We start from the raw sequence: 18,567 nt of genomic DNA, 5'->3' as shown, positions 1-18,567 counted from the left end.
AAAAGATCAACGTATATATTCAGTGGGTTTCAGCAACCTTAACGAATTTCCCGTATTCAAAACCTAAGACGCCTTTATTCAACCCTGCAACTTGTAACCTGTAACTTGCAACCTGTAACTTGTAACCTGTAACTTACATACATGAAACTTTGGCAAAAAGACAATGCTTCTACCAACGAGCTGATTGAAAAATTTACCGTAGGCCGCGACAAGGAATTTGACCTGCTGCTTGCCCGCTACGATGTGCTGGGCTCTGTTGCGCATGTAAAAATGCTGCAACAGGTGGGATTGATGACCAGGGAAGAGGGAGAATTGGCCGTAAACGGACTGGAAAATATCCTGGCAGCAATTGATCAGCAAAAATTTATTATAGAAGAGGGTATTGAAGATGTGCACTCACAGGTGGAATACCTGTTAACCCAACGTATAGGCGAAGCAGGGAAGAAAATACATAGCGGCAGAAGCCGCAACGACCAGGTAGCGGTTGATTTAAAATTATACCTGCGCGCCGAAATATTAAATGTAAAGCAAGAAGTAAAAGCATTATTTGACCTGCTGATAGTACAAAGCGAAAAGTATAAGGATAAATTATTACCCGGCTATACCCATTTACAAATTGCCATGCCCTCTTCCTTTGGCTTATGGTTTGGCGCTTACGCCGAAAGCTTAACGGATGATCTGGAAATGCTGGCAGCCGCTTATCATGTGGCCAATAAAAACCCATTAGGCAGCGGTGCCGGTTATGGCTCTTCCTTTCCGCTGAACAGAACACTTACTACACAACTATTGCAGTTTGCCGGGCTTAACAATAATGCCGTATACGCGCAAATGAGCCGTGGTAAAACGGAAAAAATAGTAGCTATGGGGCTGAGTACCGTGGCGGCAACTTTAAGCAAACTGGCAATGGACGCCTGTTTATATATTAACCAGAACTTCGGCTTCATTTCTTTTCCCAATGAGCTTACTACCGGCAGCAGCATCATGCCCCACAAAAAGAATCCTGATGTATTTGAACTGATCAGGGCAAAATGCAACCGCATTCAATCTACCCCCAATGAGCTTACCCTGCTTATCAATAATTTACCATCGGGTTATCATCGCGATCTGCAGCTTACCAAGGAAATATTATTTCCTGCCATAGAAGCATTAAAAGCGTGCATTCAAATGACCGTGCTGATGCTGTCCCATATCAGCGTAAAGGATCATATACTGGACGATGAAAAATATAAATACCTGTTCAGTGTGGAAGCGGTTAATGAATTAGTAAACCAGGGTATTTCATTCCGCGATGCATACCGCCAGGTAGGGAACGAGATTGAAAAAGGCGAATTTAATTTTGATTATAAAAAGCAATTACACCATACACATGAGGGAAGTATAGGGAATTTGTGCAATGATAAAATTGTAGATGCGATGGAGAAGGTGTTAGGTAAGTTTGTGTAAACGATTTGTTTTAAGGCTCGTATGCTTATTGCAAATCAGGAACAGGGTTATTTTGAGTTCCTGACAGGAATCATTTGATTATCTTCCGGGAATCAGTTCTTTCTTTCATTAACATGCGTATGTTTGCTATTCATTAACGTAAATCTGACATGTTCGAAAATAAAGAAGCAGTTTATTATTGTTTGTATTTTGGGACAGTTAACACATAGGCGCATAGCGCAAAGAAAAATTCATCGCAATGTTGCCTGCTACCTATGTAAAACCTGTGGTTGAATAACAGTCAAAATTTACGTTTCACTATTAAAAAAATATTACATCATGAAATTCCGTATTGAAACACCGGGACATCGTGCCAGCCCGTCTTTAAAAGCATTCGTAACCCAGAAACTGAGTTCGCTGGACAAATATTATAAAGATATCCAGGAAGTAGAAGTAACCCTGCTGAACGAAGTAAAAGGCAAAAACGAAGTTGTAAACTGTACCCTTAACATTCGTATTCCCGGTAAGGACGAATATATCAAAACCAAGTCCTCTATTTTTGAAGATGCCGTTTTAAAAGCGGCTGAAGCAGCCAAAAGAAGACTGCGGATCCGCAAAACACAATTGCAACTGGCCAATAGAAAGAAAACGGCAAACAGAAAAGTATCTGCAAAGGTGGCCAGGAAAGCGGCTAAAAAATCGCTGTGAAAAAAGGAACATAATACTTAGAAAAAAGAATTGTACAGTTTTTAATCTATGCCAGCTATTAACAGGCTGGCATTGTTTTGCAGTACCCATTAATAGGATACTCATTTGCTCCGATATAAACCATTATCAGGCCAGGCAATGCCGGGTGAACTTGAAAGGATGCATTCCAAATTGTTGCATTGCTTTGCTTCATGTGGGCGGTGGAGACACCAGCCGGCGACAATTTGGAATGCATCCACTTGAAAAGCCTGCTTATCGCAATTCATATTTTCCCCTATCTTCGCAACGAAAATTCCACCCGCATGCAACAAAAATTCAAACGTATTCTGCTTAAACTATCCGGAGAATCACTCATAGGCAACAGCGGTTTTGGATTAGATCCCAACATTTTAACGAATTTCGCTACAGCCATAAAGTCGGTGCATGAGGCAGGCGTGGAAGTGGCTATTGTAATTGGCGGAGGTAATATTTACCGCGGCATGAACGAATCGGAAACAGGTATAGAAAGAGCGCATGGTGATTATATGGGCATGCTGGCCACGGTTATTAATGGCATGGCATTACAGGCATCGCTCGAAAAAGCAGGTTTATTTACCCGCTTGCTGAGCGCTATTAAAATGGAACAGATCGCAGAACCCTATATTCGCAGAAGGGCTATTCGCCACCTTGAAAAAAAACGGATTGTAATATTTGGCGCCGGCACCGGTAATCCCTACTTTACTACAGATACGGCAGGCTCATTAAGGGCAATAGAAATAAAAGCAGATGTAATTTTAAAGGGAACAAGAGTGGATGGCATTTATACCGCCGACCCCGAAAAAAATCCATCGGCTACCAAATACGAAACCATAAGCTTTAAGGAATGCATTGATAAAAACCTGAAGGTGATGGATATGACAGCCTTTACGCTCTGCATGGAAAATAAATTGCCTATCATTGTTTTTGATATGAATAAACCCGGCAACCTGCTTCGCGTGGTGAAGGGTGAAAAAGTAGGTACATTAGTCAGGTAAGCAGGCCTTATTTTCCTTATTGCTTTGCATCCTTATTGCCTGCGTGTTGCTATTATTGAATGGTTTTTTTAAAAGCGGGCTTAAGCAACCCCTTCATATCTGCAAATGGGATAAAGATGTTTACTTCCCCGGTTGAATAAGGTGCTATTTCATAAGGCGCATAGCTAAAACCAATTCCTTTTAACGTAAGATAGAAATTATCATGAGCTTCAATTTTATTTTCAAATAAGCCTCCGGTACCATTTAGCGCTTCATTCTTTTTTAATCCCCTGCTTTTTCTAAAATGCTTTTCCAGCAATGAGTTCAGTTGCAGCTTTCCTTTACCTGTTACTATATCCCCTAACAGCAATCGCTTATTATCGCCAATATCTAAAACCAAACAGGAGGTGCTGTAATTGCCGTGCACCCCACCGGTGTAAGCGTAATTAAAATTGGAAAGGGTTAGTAAACGGGCAGATTGATACATGATATGTACCCGGTGGTCCACTTCCAGCATATAAGCTGAAGGAGAGGAAACCATATCACTATCCGATACGTTTTTATTCTCCTCACGATAATTTTGTAAAAACGATTCTTTTTGGCGCAACAACAGGGCTTCCATTTCTTCACCGCTGTGCTTCTCATCAAAGATTTCAGCAATTACTTTTTTTATGAACATCCCGGAAGCCGTATTTTCTTTTGGCCACACTGCCGCGGCGCTAAAAGTAGCCCGGGCCGATTGTGGTAAAGCGGGATTAAGTTGCAGTGAAGCGGCTTCGTATATATATATGTAAATGGAAGCGGTGTTAAAGCATTTTCTACCAGGGCAACGGGAAGTGGTGCACTACCGGTGGCCGCTTTGCACCATTCGCCCCTGCAGGTGTTACCCGAAACCATTACTGTAAATATTTCATCGGAATGAATGGCGCCAGGCATAAAAGCCATCAATTTAATTTTACCAGCTTATTGTTTGAGCCGGTACGGCAAAGCAATAAATGCAGGCCGCCACGGTGATTAACATTCTTAAATGCATATATACAGGTTAATATAACCGGCTAAAAATAATGAAATAAAGAAATGGGTTGGCGCCTGTTCACCCAAATCCTTAATTTTAACAATACCCGTTTTTATCCTTTCATCAACTGAATAAATATTGCACATCTTCTTCCGTAAGTGATTTGGCAAAGCCTTCATCGGCCGATACCAGGTCTTCAGAGAGCTTCTTTTTCTTTTGCTGCAGGGTAATTATTTTTTCCTCAATAGTATCTTTACAGATCATTTTATATGCAAACACATTCCTGGTTTGACCAATACGGTGGGTGCGATCTATTGCCTGCGTCTCCACGGCGGTATTCCACCAGGGATCAAACAAGAAAACATAGTCAGCGGAAGTAAGTGTAAGCCCGGTATTACCCGCCTTAAGACTAATCAGGAATAAATTCACCTTGTTGTCTGCTTCCTGAAAAGCATTTACCATTTCTGTTCTTTTAGCAGGAGCTGTTTGCCCGTCGAAATGATAAAAGGCGAATCCATTCTTTTTGCATTCTGCCGCCAGCAGGTGCAGCATAGCACTGAATTGAGAAAAAACCAGCGCTTTATGGTTACCCAGGATATTATGCAACTCATCCATTAATACTTCCGTCTTCACGGATTCCGCACAGGGTTCCCTATCGGGCAAAAGCAACGGGGAACTGCATACCTGCCGCAGTTTCGTCATGGCCTGCAAAATGGATAACTTACTTTTTGCCAACCCGCTTTTCTTAATCTCCAGGAAAATGCTGCTGCGCGTTTGGGCTAAAATATCTTCATATACGTTTCTTTGCAATCCGTTCATTTCACACCACAAAATAGACTCGGTTTTATCCGGCAAATCTTTTGCTACCTGCTCTTTGGTGCGGCGCAGTATAAATGGCGCGGTAAGTTTTTTTAATGTAGCTATTTTCTCTTCGTCCTGGTTGTTGTCTATAGGATCAGCATATTCTCTTTTAAAGAAATCGCGGCTTCCGAATAAACCCGGTACAGCAAAATTAAGCTGTGTATACAGGTCAAACGTGTTGTTCACTACCGGAGTACCGCTTAAGGCTAAACGAAAAATAGCCCTGAGTGTCATTACCGCCCGCGCTATCTGCGTAGCAGGATTTTTTATATTATGGCTTTCATCAATTACGGCAGCCCCGTAAGCCTGCTCACCGATCAGCTCCACATCGCTGCGCATGGTATGATAAGTAGTAATAATAACCTGCACCTGCGGATCTGTAAGCTGTTCCTTTTGCCGTAAAGCGCCGTGATACACAATCGTTCGTGCGCCCGGGGCAAAGCGTTCCAGTTCCTGCTGCCAGTTGTATACCAGCGAAGCAGGGCAAATGATAATATGCTTTGAAGCAGGATGCTTGTCAATCATATAAACAATTGCGCAAATGGCCTGCAGCGTTTTACCCAATCCCATATCATCGGCCAAACAGGCGCCGGCGCCTATTTCATTTAACAACAGCATCCATTCATAGCCTTTTTGCTGGTAAGGCCGGAGCGTAGCATTTACCGTTGCCGGAAGTGCATATAACTGTCCGGCATTTGATTGCCATTGCTTCCATTTTTGCCACCAGCTATTTTGTATAGCCAGCTTTAGCTCAGGTGTTTCTATTGCAGCGCCCTGTTTCGCCACCGCCATCCAGCGAAGCAATTCAATGGTATTGTTTTTTACCTTGCCGTGTTTAATAATGGACGCGTATTCATCCAGCCATTCTTCACTAAGTATACCCAACGACCCGTCTTTTAATAATACCGCTTTTTGCCCGGCTAATAACATGCTTTGTAATTCATTCAACGGTATCTTTTCTTTTCCAAACAGCAACTCCATTTCAAATAACAGGAGGTACTCATCTTCACTTATTTTTTTCATGATAGTTTGGGCAGTATGTGAAGAATAGCGGAAATACCGCAACATATCCATACCCACTATTTCAATATTCATCTGCAGCAACTGGTGATACGCCTTTTGAAACCATTGCTTTTTTTGCGCTTCAGCAAAAGACAGGTAAAAGTAACCGTTGCGCTGACTGCTAAAATTAGGATGAAGGGCAACCAGCGTTTGTATGAAATGTGTTTCCGCTTCCTTATTTCTCTTCATCACCCGGATGGCGCCTTCCGCTTTCACTTCAAAGCTATCCTTCCATTCACCGTCAGTTAAATGCCCGTCATACAACCATTGCGGGGTAAGCATCAAAAAAGCGTTATTGAGTTCGCTTAGCATGAGCCGGCTAACAGGAATTGCCACAAATTCCGGTTTAGCAAAATGATTGTTCCGGTTTACGGTATAGCGCTCTTCTAACGGAGCCAGTATGTGCAGGGCGAACAGATCGGGTGTATTTTGATACTGCGCCCAATTTGCAGCCTGCAGGTTTTCGAGGGTAAGATAATCGGTATAAGACAGTATAAAATATTCGTTTTTACTTTCTAATAAAAAATGGGTACGGGCAAATATTTCTACCGGGTAAACGCTGTTATGAATAAGCACATTAATTTTAAGCCGAAGCCTTTCCTGCTCTTTTGTTACTTCAAAAGTTAGCTTAGGTCTGAAACTGCTGAAGCTGCAGGGAGCGGTAAGCAATGTTTTTTTGCCGGACTGCTGCTTTTGGTGATACCATTTTATTAATTGAAAATAAGGCTGAAACGCGTCAAGCATTCTATGCCAGTATTTGATATAGTTTTTAGAAGAGAAAGCTTCAAATGTTTCGTCATTGCTCCTCAGCGCGAAAGTTTTTTTTATAACCGCACGGGTTTCAGACAAAGTCTCCGCGCAGCAATTCATCAGTATATCTTTCGCCGGTTTGGGATAATCCCTGAACCCCTTTCTCACTACAGCCCATTCCAGGGCAGCAGTGCTATAATTTATCGCTTTATCTTTTTTTTCTATTTTCAGTAAACTTACCGCAGCCTTACCATACGATATCATCAAGGGAGTAAATAACAATACGGAACGCACATTTTTTTCCATTCAGCAATATTATAACAGACAGATGCAATGCTGCAAAAATAAAATGAATACCGTGATAAAAGCAGGTATGCGTTAAATAAGAACAATTCAATTTGCAACTATCTTTGTTACGCCGATCATCAAAACGGTTCATATATTATGAAAAGTGAAATAGCCGGAATCCGCCATAATTATTCAAAGCAGGTTTTACTTGAACCCGATGCACATATTAATCCCATCAAACAGTTTGACAAGTGGTGGCAGGAGGCCCTGCACGCTGAAATTGATGAAGTAAACGCTATGACCCTTGCTACTGCCTCGCCCGATGGCATTCCATCGGCACGGATCGTTTTGTTAAAAGATTTTTCTGAAGCAGGGTTCATGTTCTTTACCAATTATGAAAGTTTTAAGGCGCGGCAGTTAGCAGACAATCCTAAAGCCTGTCTCGTTTTTTTCTGGAAAGAACTGGAAAGGCAGGTAAGAATTACAGGCCTGGTAAAGCAGGCAGACCCGGCGGAAAGCGATACGTATTTTAACTCCCGCCCGGAGAACAGCCGCATTGGCGTTTTTACATCACCGCAAAGCAGGGTAATAGAAAGCAGGAACTGGATAGATGAGCAATTTGAAAAGAATAAAAGGTTGCTATCCGGCAAACCAATCCAAAGACCCGACTACTGGGGGGGGTATGTTGTGCGCCCCATTATTATGGAGTTCTGGCAGGGCAGACCAGGCCGGCTACATGATCGCTTACAGTATACTTTGCAAAATAATAATGAATGGAATATAGAACGGCTGGCGCCTTAGCAACTAAAGATGATCTGCTATACATACTATAGCCGCCGGACAAAGCCATAGCGGCATCACACGCTCCCTACAACAGCAGGTTCCTTTTTTGAGCGTGGTGGGGTGCATTCCAAATTAACCGAACTGCGTGACAGCAAAACATGGGGATATATAATTAATAAAAAATAAAAGTTTTATCTTTCCTCCCGAACTTCAATAATACCATATGTCGCCCTGGCTGCTTTTTTCATTTGTAGTAGGATACTTTGTTTTGCTTTTAGTGGTAGCTTATTACACTTCGCGAAACTCCAATAATGACTCTTTTTTTATTGGCAATAAAAATTCCAACTGGATGCTGGTGGCTTTTGGCATGATCGGCACTTCCTTATCGGGCGTAACTTTTGTATCGGTACCCGGAACGGTAGGCGGTGCGGGCTTCGCTTATTTCCAGGTGGTTATCGGGTACCTGATCGGCTATTTTTTAATCGCTTTTATTCTTTTGCCCCTTTATTACAGGTTAAACCTTACCTCCATTTATAATTACCTGCAGCACCGCTTCGGAATGATCTCCTATAAAACAGGCGCCTTTTTTTTCATCATCTCCAGAACGCTGGGTGCAACAGCCAGGTTATACCTTGTTATCAATATTCTCCAGATATTTATTCTTGATAACCTGGGAATGCCTTTCTGGCTTACCACGGTTATTATACTGCTGATGATCATTCTCTATACTTTTGAAGGCGGAGTTAAAACCATTGTGTTTACCGATACCCTGCAAACTTCTTTCATGCTGCTTGGACTGATCGTTTGTATCATCTTTATCATGAACAACCTCGGGCATAGTTTTTCCGGCACACTAAATGAGTTGGGCAGCCTCGGCTTAACGAGGATATTCAATACGGATACCAACAGCTCCTCTCATTTTTTAAAGCATATTATGGGCGGCGCTTTTATTACAGTTGCCATGACAGGGCTTGACCAGGAAATGATGCAGAAAAATATTAGTGTAAAAAACCTGAAAGATTCCCAGAAGAACATGATTACTTTCAGTATCATCATGGCTTTGGTAAACTTCTTATTTCTTTTCTTGGGCGGACTATTGTACATTTTTGCGGCCGAAAAAGGAATCCACGTTCCGCCGGATGATTTGTTCCCTACCGCTGCGCTGAGCTACATGCCAACTGCAGTATCTATTATTTTTATCATCGGGCTGATCTCTGCGTTATTCCCCAGCGCCGATGGCGCATTAACCGCGCTAACCTCTTCCTTTTGTATTGATATCCTGGGTTTAAAAAGAAAGGAAGACTGGAGTGAAAGCAAGCGGCGAAAAGTAAGACTGACTACCCATTTTACTTTTGCTTTTATATTTTTTATTGTTGTGTTAGGTTTTAAGCTGGTAGATAATAAATCTATCATTGATGTTATTCTGAAAGTGGCAGGCTTTACTTATGGTCCGTTGCTTGGCTTATTTGCCTTCGGTATTCTAAGTAAGCGGATCATCAACGATGGCTTGTCGCTATACGTTTGTTTGCTGGCGCCATTACTGATCCTTGGCATTGATATGATCAACAATATGGAATGGTATCAGCCACAACTGAATTTAAGCGGGCAGTGGGTTGAAAATATTAAATCCCTTTCCCTATCCCTTTTTGGTAATTTCAAAATTGGGTATGAACTGCTGATCTACAACGGGCTGCTTACTTTCCTGGGCTTATTATCCATCTCAAAAAAAGCGGACTCCACAAACTAAATTACCACGTACTGCGTTGTAGTATAAAGATGCCACTGCATAAGCGGTGGCTTTATCATCTATGGTTGTGTTAAACGTGAAGCGTGAGAACTGAAAGGTGAGACGAGAACTGTGAGGGGTAAAAGGATCTTTCACCTTTATCGTCTCTCCTCTGCCGTTCCACGTCAAGATAGCTAAACAATAGTTGAATACAATTTTTACCCAAAAAAACACAGTATGAATGCAACCATCAAAACACTTAAGGAAAGGCACTGGAAGGAAAGCATGGCGCACAGCAGTTGGCAGATATTTAAGATAATGGCGGAGTTTGTAGATGGGTTTGAGTCGTTATCTAAGATCGGTCCCTGCATTTCCATATTCGGTTCGGCCCGCACAAAGCCGGGTACTATATATTATGATCTTTCTGTAGCAATTGCCCGCAGGCTGTCGGAGGAAGGCTTTGGCGTTATTACCGGCGGCGGACCGGGTATTATGGAAGCCGCTAATAAAGGAACAGTACTGGCAAATGGCAAGAGTGTAGGATTAAACATTGATCTCCCTTTTGAACAACGTCCTAACGATTATATTGATAAGGATAAGTTGCTGAACTTTGATTACTTCTTTGTACGCAAGGTTATGTTCACCAAATATTCGCAGGGCTTTATAATGATGCCCGGTGGCTTTGGTACGCTTGATGAATTTTTTGAGGTAGCCACTTTAATACAAACCCAAAAGTTCAGGCAAATGCCCATGGTGCTGGTAGGCAGGAAATACTGGCAGGGTTTAATGAACTGGCTTGAAGATGTTATGCTGGTGGAAGGCAACATTAACCCCGAAGACCTTGCCTTATTTGAAATTGTTGATACCGCGGAAGAAGTGGTGAACTATATGCTTGACTATTACCGTACCAGGCAGCTGGCTCCGAATTTTTAGTGGCTTCTTTTAAATACCTGCACGGCGTCATTATTTTTTATAAAAAGAATTGCAGATTCTTTTTTGTGCTGCAACTGTATAATATCTCTTACTTCACCCTTAACGATCATGCCTGTTTTTGAGTTAGGTACAAACGTATAATTGCCTTTTCCATCTCCTTTCAAAAAACAGCTATAGCTGGCATCGTATCTTCCTATTTCCGGTTTTACCCCAAAGAAATTTCCTCCCATTAATATATCGGTTAATCCATCTCCGTTAAGATCGGTTGTTAAAATACCGTACACGGGAGAGAACTGTGCCTGCAAAGGCAGCGGTTGTAAGGTAAAATTTCCTTTACCGTCATTGATCGCCATACAGGTATTCAATTGCTCTACTTTTCTTATCAACGCTCCTTCCAGCTCCTGCTCAGAAAAAACCTGGTGAATGGTTTTACCCGCATAATCGGCGTATTTCAGGAACTTCTTTTTGAGCCCGGGCATCTGCATCACCATGTCGCCGCGCAAAGGCAAAGGATAGGATATGCTGTCTGACTTATAATAGCACAGTACAGATTCCGTTTGCCCGTTTTTATCAAAATCCTTTACATACAGTTCCACAGGATGCGCTGCATCACCTTTTATTTTTGAATTCAGCCCAAGGTTTCCGATCACAAAATCCACGTAACCGTCACCGTTAAGGTCTGCTGCCTGAATGCAATTCCACCACCCGCCGGAAGCCGGCAATTCGGTTTTTATTAATTTCCCGTTTGCGTTTTTAAACAGGGTTAATGGCATCCAGTCGCCGGCCAGTATAAGCTCAGGTTTTCCGTCATTGTCTGTATCGGCCCAGCGTGCATCTGTAACCATTCCTGCTTCTTTTAACCCCGGCGCAAGGCGATCCGTTTCTTCCGTAAAGCTTCCCTTACCATTATTGATCAAAAGAAATGAAGTGGGCGTTAAACCATATTCACCCGGCAAAACACGCCCGCCTATGAAAATATCCATATCGCCATCGCCATCCATATCGGCAACCCTTGCACAGGAGGCGGTAGTGGTAATAACAGGCAGGTTTTGTGGCGCATAGGAGAAATTTCCCTTCCCATCATTTAAAAACAGGCGGGGACGCAGCGTTGCAGCCGCACCTTTATCTTCATTGCCTCCGTATACGATCAGCAGGTCATTATCGGCGTCTTTATCGGCGTCAAAAAAAACAACACCCGTCTGGTCGGTGGTATTAACCACATCAAATGCTTTTTGCGGAGAATGCACCAGGGTGCCGTTGGCCTGTTGCAAAAACAGTTTACCCATACCCGATTTCGCACCACCAATAAAAACATCATCCAGCCCATCTCCATTTACATCCGCTATAGCGCATTTAGGACCTTCCATGGAAACCATTTTCGGCATCAGTCTTTCCCTGTCAAAATCAATAAATAAGTTTTCCCTGTGTGTTGAACTACCCGAAATGAACTTTGCTGAAACATCGGTATATAACGGGTGAACCGGCGGCTCCTGAATAAATTTTTCATCCGCTTCCTCCTGCTTCACTAACACGGTAGTATTGACGCTTACTTTTTTCAGCGTTTGTTTGCGCATATCGGGCCATATTATTACCAGCGAATCAATGGCGGTATTGCTGCCCAATCCAATCGTAAGCACAGGATCAACACTGGACTGAAAACCACGGGAAAGCATTTGATACAGATCGTGCACCGCTTTGCCCGCATATACCGAAACTTTGGCGCCAATTCCATTGCTGTTCTTTCCCTGTCCCTGCAGTTTAACCCGCAGGTAGCTGCTGTTGCGTTTTTGTGAAGCATTATTACGGTACACAAAAGATTCCATATTTACGTTATTCACTATCAGGTCAAGGTCGCCGTCATTATCCAGGTCGCCATAAGCAGCGCCATTGCTAAAGCCGGGCATGCCCAATCCCAACTGGTAGGATTGATTTGCAAATGACAGGTTGTGCTGATTCACGAAAGCGTAGTTGGGAATAGGATTGGAAGAAATGGAGTCTAAGAATTCCCTGAAATTGAATTTTCCTTCCGTTATCACGCGTATCCTGTTTTTATCGTTCGCCAAAAAGTCAATAAAGTCCTGGTTGGTAAGGTCTTTATAAATACCATTACAAACCAGTATATCTTTCCATCCATCGTTATCAAAATCAAAGATCAAAGCGCCCCAGCTCCAGTCTGAAGCCGCTACGTTAGCCAAAAAGGCGATCTCCGAAAAAGTATTATCTCCATTATTTAAGTGTAACGCGTTTTGAAGATACTGGTAATAAAAATCGCCTTTCACTTTCGCATTAAACACATCGTAATCATCAAATTTTGTAACCGTTTTTAATTTGTAATCATCTTCCGGAAGCATTTCGGTGGTGAAGATATCCGGTCTGCCATCATTATTAATATCTGCAATATCAGACCCCATAGAAGCAAGGCTCAGGTGACCTGTACTTTCTTCTATGGATTCTTTAAATGTGCCGTTTTTTTGATTGATATAGAGATAGTCTTTCTCAAAAAAATCGTTGCTCACATAAATATCCGGCCACTGGTCGCCGTTTACATCGGTTACACTAACACCCAGTCCAAAGCCAATCTCACTGCCATATATACCCGCTATTTCGCTTACATCGGTAAATGTACCGCCATCGTTCCTGTACAGTTTATGGCCGCCTTTGGGATCGCGTACATTGCGGATATTTTTGTTATAGCCGAAGCTGGCAATCGGCCGGAAACTATTGTTAAGTATATAACAATCCAGGTCGCCATCCAGGTCATAATCGAAAAATACAGCGTGGGTGGTTAGCCCCTCTTTTTCCTCCAGCCCGTATTGGGCGGCTTCCTCCTTAAAGGTTAAGTTGCCCTGGTTAATAAACAATTCGTTGGCGCGGTCGTCTCCTTTAATATTGCCCGAATTACACACGTATATATCTAAAAGTCCGTCTCCGTTCACATCCGCCATGGCCACACCGGTACTCCATCCTTTTACACCACCTGTGCCTGCTTTGTCGGTTATATCTTCAAACTGCAGGTTACCTTTGTTAAGGTATAAATGATTCTTTCCCTGGTTACTGGTAAAATACACATCCGGCAGTCCATCGTTATTAATATCCCCAATACCAACGCCGCCGCCGTTGTAAAAATTCCGGTAGTTAAACACGTTAAAACTGGCGTCTTCCTGTAAATCGTTACGGAAAGCAATACCGGTTTGCGCTTTATCCAGTTGTGTAAACAGGGGGTCCGCAGGTGGAATATAGGCGTCCTCTTTGTTTGTACAGGCACCGGATAACAGGACACAACAGGCTATATAGCGGAAATATGATTTAAACATACGCAACAGAAATAGAAGCAAATGTAGGGCTTCAATATAAAAACATAAAGCAAGTAACACCACGGGTTACTTGCTTTACCATATAATTGTTATTAAAACTATTGGGGATACCCGTCATTCTGGGTGAGGTTACTGTTCCTGTCTAATTCCGCCTTAGGTATCGGGAAAAGCGTTCTGAAGGATTGAGAAACGGCTTTTTCCGGAACCCTTGCAGCTAAGTATTTGCCAAAACGGATCAGGTCATTCCTGCGCCACATTTCCCATGCCATTTCCCTGGCTCTTTCTTTTAATAAATCATCCAGATTAATGCTTGTAAAATCCGGAAGTCCGGCCCTGCTCCTGATAGAAACACCACTCGATTGATAATTCAAAGTAGCCACCGGGTCACCCGTACCGCTTCTTAATTCCGCTTCCGCTTTCATTAAAATAATATCTCCCAGCCTGAAAACAGCAAAATCGTTATTCATATCACCGGTAGTATTAGGTGTAGGCTGATATTTTACAGAACGCGCGCCAGCCATGCGAAAACTTGGTGCTGCACTTGAGATCGCTGTTACATCCGGGTCAAATTTCAAAGGAAGCTTAACCTGGAGATCCTCCAGGGGTTCTCCTGTACGGCTATATTGTTGTCCTACCAGGAACATCTCCCTCCGTTTATCAACAGGATCAAATTGATTATAAAAGTCAGCGACTGTGCAAAATCCATTCCATGGTGTAGCGGCCAGCCCAAATGTTTCGTTGCTCTGGTAATGCAGGGTTTGCATTTGCGTATTCAATCCACCCAACCCTTTGGTTGCATCAAAAGGTATAACGAAAATATTTTCAACGGATGATTCATTATTTACTTTGAAATTATCAAAGAAATTAGGTTGAATGCTATACTTCCCTGAGTTTATAATAGCATCGCAGGCGGCAATGCATTCCGCCCATTTAGGCGTACCGGTGTATACCTGGGCATTAAGGTATAATTTAGCCAGCAATGCCTGGCTAAACCATTGGGTAACTTTGCCGTATGTACTTCCATCAACCGCATCTCTAAGATTAGGCAGGTTGGTTTTCAATTCATTTTCTACAAAAGCAAAAACTTCAGCACGGGGTTTATTGGTTACAGTGGTTAAATCCACTTCGTAATTTTCAACAACAGGCACATTGCCAAAAAGATCTAATGCCTGGAAATAATAAAAAGCACGTATGGTTTTTAATTCAGCCTGAATACCAGCCAGGTCTGATGGAGCAGGTTCCAGTGCCCCAACCGTTTGAAGTATCCGATTAATATTGGCTACGCCGGTATAAATAAAAGTCCATGCGCTGGAGATATCCCCATGATTGGGATCCCAGCCATGCTGCCATAACTGCTGCCATGCCCCGTTATCGTACCAGTCGCTACCCCGGGTAGGCACCACAACTTCATCGGAAGTAACTTCATTTAAATTAAAGATAGCGCCACTTGGCAGTCCTCTTAACCCGGAATAGGCTGGCGCCACACCGGCCGCTACCTGCTCAGGTGTATTCCAGAAATTCTCTATCTGGTCATACACTTTGGGATCAAGATTGGTACAGGAAAAAACACCTGTTAATACAGCAGTTAAAAAGGTTAATCTGCAAAAACGTTGTATCATAAAAATATTTTTAAAGATCAGTATCAATAGTATTTTATAAAGACATGTTTATACCAAAAGTGAATGAACGCGTTTTTGGATAATAGTTTCTGTCAATATATCTCCTGTCGCCGTCTACTTTAATCTCTGGATCTATTCCCTTATAGGGCGTAACAACAAACAGGTTGTTTGCTGCGAAAAATACCCTCAAATACTGAACTACTTTTGAGTTCATTTTAAAATTATAACCCAGTGTGGCATTATCCATTCTCATGTATGACGCATTTTTGAGCCAGTAAGTTGAAGGCTGCGGCTGTTCCGTAATGCCATTGGTCAGTCCTTCTTTAAGAATATTATTCCCTGCTAAACGCGTAATCGTTGCGAGATTCAGTATAGTATTGGAAAATACTTTCTGCCCCTGTACTCCCCTTATAGCAAAACTGAGATCAAAATCCTTATAAGTAAAGTTATTGGTAAAGCCCCAGGTAAACTTAGGAGTAGGATCTATGAATACACGATCATCATCTTTCGGATCGCGTGTGGTGCCTACTACCTTGCCATTCTCATCATAGTCATTGAACAATTGCTTTCCGGTAGCATCTAAACCGGCAAATTCCCACAACCAGAAAGCGCCTGCAGTATAACCCGGCTGTAACACGGAAATATAGGCGTTACTTAAACCACGCCCGTCTGCATAACCATATAAACGCCTGCTGATCACCAATTCCGTTCCTTTAAAATTGCCATTGAGGTTGGTAATTCTATTACGTAGTGTACCCACATTAAATAAAGCATTCCAGGAGAAATTATTGTTCCTGATGATGGTTCCGTTTAACGATAATTCAACACCCTTATTAGTAGCCGTTGCCGCATTGGCGGTTACCCTGTTGGTAAGAAACGGAGGTTGTGGCAGATCATAGGTAAACAACATATCCTGGGTTTTATCACTAAATACATCTAACGTACCACTTAACCTGTTGTTTAAGAGGGTAAAGTCAATACCAAAATTCATGGATTTACGCACTTCCCATTTTAAGTCGGGATTGTTTTCCTGCGAAACACCATAGCTCTGTAATAAGTTCCCATTATCATAATACAATCCCTGGGTTCCGTATAACAATTGATAGGCGTACGAACCAATATTGTCCTGGTTACCCGTTAATCCATAGCTTGCCCTGAGTTTCAAAAAGTTTAGCCAGGGTATATCTTTCATGAATCCTTCATTGCTCATTGTCCAGGCTGCCGATATGGAAGGAAAATCTCCCCACCTGTGGTTAGCTCCAAATTTGGAAGATCCATCCCTGCGAAAATTAGCCGTTACTAAAAAGCGATCATCAAAATTGTATTCTACCCTTCCGAGAAAAGAAACCAGTTTGACCTCACCCTTGTACGATCCGATATCATTGGAACGGATATCTGAATTAGCACCCAGGTTATTGTTCAATAATTCAGGAACAATATACCCCCGTGCCCCCGCAACAAAACCATCATTTACAAACTTGTTGTATTCATATACGCCGGTAACATTAATGCTATGCGCTCCAAATTCTTTGCGGTAATTAGCATGTATATCACCATTGAATATGGCTTTATTCGCGTTTGCTTTTACAGCAGCCGGACTGTTATTTTTTTCCGGTATCTTGGGTTCAAAATAATCAAACACATCATTATACCTCGACATGGCTCCGAATGTACCTAATTTAAACCCTGAAAAGAATTCATAATCCACTTTTACTGAACCCTGGTAAAAATTATCCTGTCTTTTACTGTATACATCTTTTAACCTGGCTAATGGATTCTCCAGGTCCTGGTCTATAATCTGAAAATAACTCCCGTTTGCATTTTTTACCGGGTAAACGGGAAGATAGTTGTATGCCAGGTTAAAAACAGCGCTACCGCCATCTGTTACACCCTGGGAGGTGTTGCGCTGATCGGGAAGAAAATCTCTCTTTGTAGTGCTGGCATTCAAATTATACTGCACATTCAATCTATTATCGAGACCCTTTTGATTTGCAGTGAAACGTGCAGTTGTCATTTTTTTTCCACTATTTACAACAACACCCTGCTGATCCACATAACCAACCGATGCTCTGTAATTGAAGTTCCCGGTACCGCCCCCAATAGCTATTGAATGCGAAGTAAACACCGCGGGGCGTGTAATTTCATCCACCCAATCTACATTCACACCTTTATCTAATGCGGTTAAATTGGCCTGTGCCAATGAATCCGGATTAGGATTATTAGCAAGATCCAGCGCCAGGTAATCTCTCCACTCATTGGGTATAGCCTTTCTCCAGTCATCGGCGGAAAGCATATCCAGCTTTCTTGAAATATTGGAAATACCAATTGATCCCGCATAATCAACCTGCGTTCTTCCGGATTTTCCTTTTTTAGTAGTAATGATGATAACACCGTTTGCACCCCTTGATCCGTAGATGGCGGCAGCCGAAGCGTCTCTTAATATATCATACGATTCAACATCGGTAGGATTAAGTGTATTAATAGCCTGGTTAAAATCATCCAGCGCTATACCATCTATTACTACCAACGGGGGTTGCCCGGTTAAAGAAGTGGCGCCACGTAAACGAACAGTAAGGTCGGCATTGGGGTCTCCTCCCGGCTGCACGATCACCAAACCGGCAACCTTTCCCTGTATTTGCTGCAGGGGATTGGAGACCACGCCGGTATTAAATTCTTTAGCTGATACTTTGGTAACAGCGCCGGTAAGATCTTTTTTGCGGGCAGTACCATAACCCACTACCACAACTTCATCTAAGTTGGAAGTAGACGCAACGAGCAAAACAGAAAGATTGTCTGAGTCAATCGGCACATCCTGGTTTTCATAACCAACCGCCGATACCGCTAATATTTTTGCAGAAGCGGGAACAGTAATCGTAAAATCGCCGCTCGTGCCGGTAGTAGTTCCCGAACGGGAACCTTTAACCTGGATGGTTGCCCCCACTAAAGGAGCACTATCCTTACTATCCGTTACTTTACCGGTAATGGTTTTGTTTTGAGCTAACGCGGTGGAAAGAGAGAAGAACAGCAGGAATATTGACAGGGCAATACCTTGCAGCAAACGTTTTGGCGCCATAACAAGCAAATTAGAGTTTTA

General features: G+C 42.5%; 12 protein-coding genes. 7 read left to right on the top strand and 5 right to left on the bottom strand.

Annotated features, from left to right (window positions below; genetic code table 11):
• The first annotated feature begins 141 nt into the window (after positions 1–141).
• The 3 genes from argH (at position 142) to pyrH (ending at position 3,143) form a co-directional block, all read left to right on the top strand.
• On the top strand, positions 142–1,443 hold the full coding sequence (argH, locus tag VL121_RS18270) for an argininosuccinate lyase (protein ID WP_325408045.1): 1,302 nt from the start codon (positions 142–144) through the stop codon (positions 1,441–1,443).
• A gap of 318 nt (positions 1,444–1,761) precedes the next feature.
• Entirely contained in the window at positions 1,762–2,130 is a 369-nt protein-coding gene (locus tag VL121_RS18265) for an HPF/RaiA family ribosome-associated protein (RefSeq protein ID WP_325408044.1), read from the top strand.
• A 302-nt stretch (positions 2,131–2,432) separates the two neighbouring features.
• Complete coding sequence (gene pyrH, locus VL121_RS18260) at positions 2,433–3,143, top strand: UMP kinase (RefSeq protein WP_325408043.1); 711 nt, start codon at positions 2,433–2,435, stop codon at positions 3,141–3,143.
• Between the two features lie 52 nt (positions 3,144–3,195).
• Here pyrH and VL121_RS18255 read toward each other — a convergent pair whose 3' ends face one another.
• A complete protein-coding gene (locus tag VL121_RS18255) occupies positions 3,196–3,801 on the bottom strand; it encodes a DUF3298 and DUF4163 domain-containing protein (RefSeq protein WP_325408042.1) in 606 nt (201 codons plus the stop codon).
• Here VL121_RS18255 and VL121_RS18250 point away from each other — a divergent pair.
• Positions 3,794–3,916, top strand: coding sequence for a hypothetical protein (locus tag VL121_RS18250; RefSeq protein ID WP_325408041.1), 123 nt, complete (start codon positions 3,794–3,796; stop codon positions 3,914–3,916). The two genes, VL121_RS18255 and VL121_RS18250, sit on opposite strands and share 8 nt — an antisense overlap.
• Positions 3,917–4,260: 344 nt before the next feature.
• On the opposite strand, the gene VL121_RS18245 is transcribed toward VL121_RS18250, so the two are convergent.
• Positions 4,261–7,116 (bottom strand): DEAD/DEAH box helicase, encoded by a 2,856-nt coding sequence (locus VL121_RS18245; protein WP_325408040.1) that lies wholly within the window; start codon positions 7,114–7,116, stop codon positions 4,261–4,263.
• A 138-nt stretch (positions 7,117–7,254) separates the two neighbouring features.
• Between VL121_RS18245 and pdxH the strand changes: the two genes are divergently transcribed.
• The 3 genes from pdxH to VL121_RS18230 all read left to right on the top strand — a co-directional run bounded on the left by pdxH (position 7,255) and on the right by VL121_RS18230 (position 10,540).
• Complete coding sequence (gene pdxH, locus VL121_RS18240; protein WP_325408039.1) at positions 7,255–7,899, top strand: pyridoxamine 5'-phosphate oxidase; 645 nt, start codon at positions 7,255–7,257, stop codon at positions 7,897–7,899.
• Positions 7,900–8,104: 205 nt separating this feature from the next.
• Positions 8,105–9,628, top strand: coding sequence for a sodium:solute symporter (locus VL121_RS18235; protein ID WP_325408038.1), 1,524 nt, complete (start codon positions 8,105–8,107; stop codon positions 9,626–9,628).
• Between the two features lie 216 nt (positions 9,629–9,844).
• Positions 9,845–10,540: an LOG family protein gene (locus VL121_RS18230; protein WP_325408037.1), complete on the top strand. Its 696-nt coding sequence runs from the start codon at positions 9,845–9,847 to the stop codon at positions 10,538–10,540.
• Here VL121_RS18230 and VL121_RS18225 read toward each other — a convergent pair.
• The 3 genes from VL121_RS18225 to VL121_RS18215 all read right to left on the bottom strand — a co-directional run bounded on the left by VL121_RS18225 (position 10,537) and on the right by VL121_RS18215 (position 18,546).
• Positions 10,537–13,854 carry a VCBS repeat-containing protein gene (locus VL121_RS18225; protein ID WP_325408036.1) on the bottom strand — a complete coding sequence of 1,106 codons (3,318 nt, stop codon included), beginning with the start codon at positions 13,852–13,854 and terminating at the stop codon, positions 10,537–10,539. The two genes, VL121_RS18230 and VL121_RS18225, sit on opposite strands and share 4 nt — an antisense overlap.
• A 98-nt stretch (positions 13,855–13,952) precedes the next feature.
• Complete coding sequence (locus VL121_RS18220) at positions 13,953–15,473, bottom strand: RagB/SusD family nutrient uptake outer membrane protein (RefSeq protein ID WP_325408034.1); 1,521 nt, start codon at positions 15,471–15,473, stop codon at positions 13,953–13,955.
• Positions 15,474–15,507: 34 nt separating this feature from the next.
• On the bottom strand, positions 15,508–18,546 hold the full coding sequence (locus tag VL121_RS18215) for a SusC/RagA family TonB-linked outer membrane protein (RefSeq protein ID WP_325408032.1): 3,039 nt from the start codon (positions 18,544–18,546) through the stop codon (positions 15,508–15,510).
• Between the last annotated feature and the right edge of the window lie 21 nt (positions 18,547–18,567).

Source organism: Agriterribacter sp., assembly GCF_035497235.1.
In the GTDB taxonomy this organism is placed as follows: Bacteria; Bacteroidota; Bacteroidia; order Chitinophagales; family Chitinophagaceae; genus Agriterribacter.
Note: the sequence above shows the minus strand (reverse complement) of the source record. Positions and strands in the feature narration are given on the sequence as shown.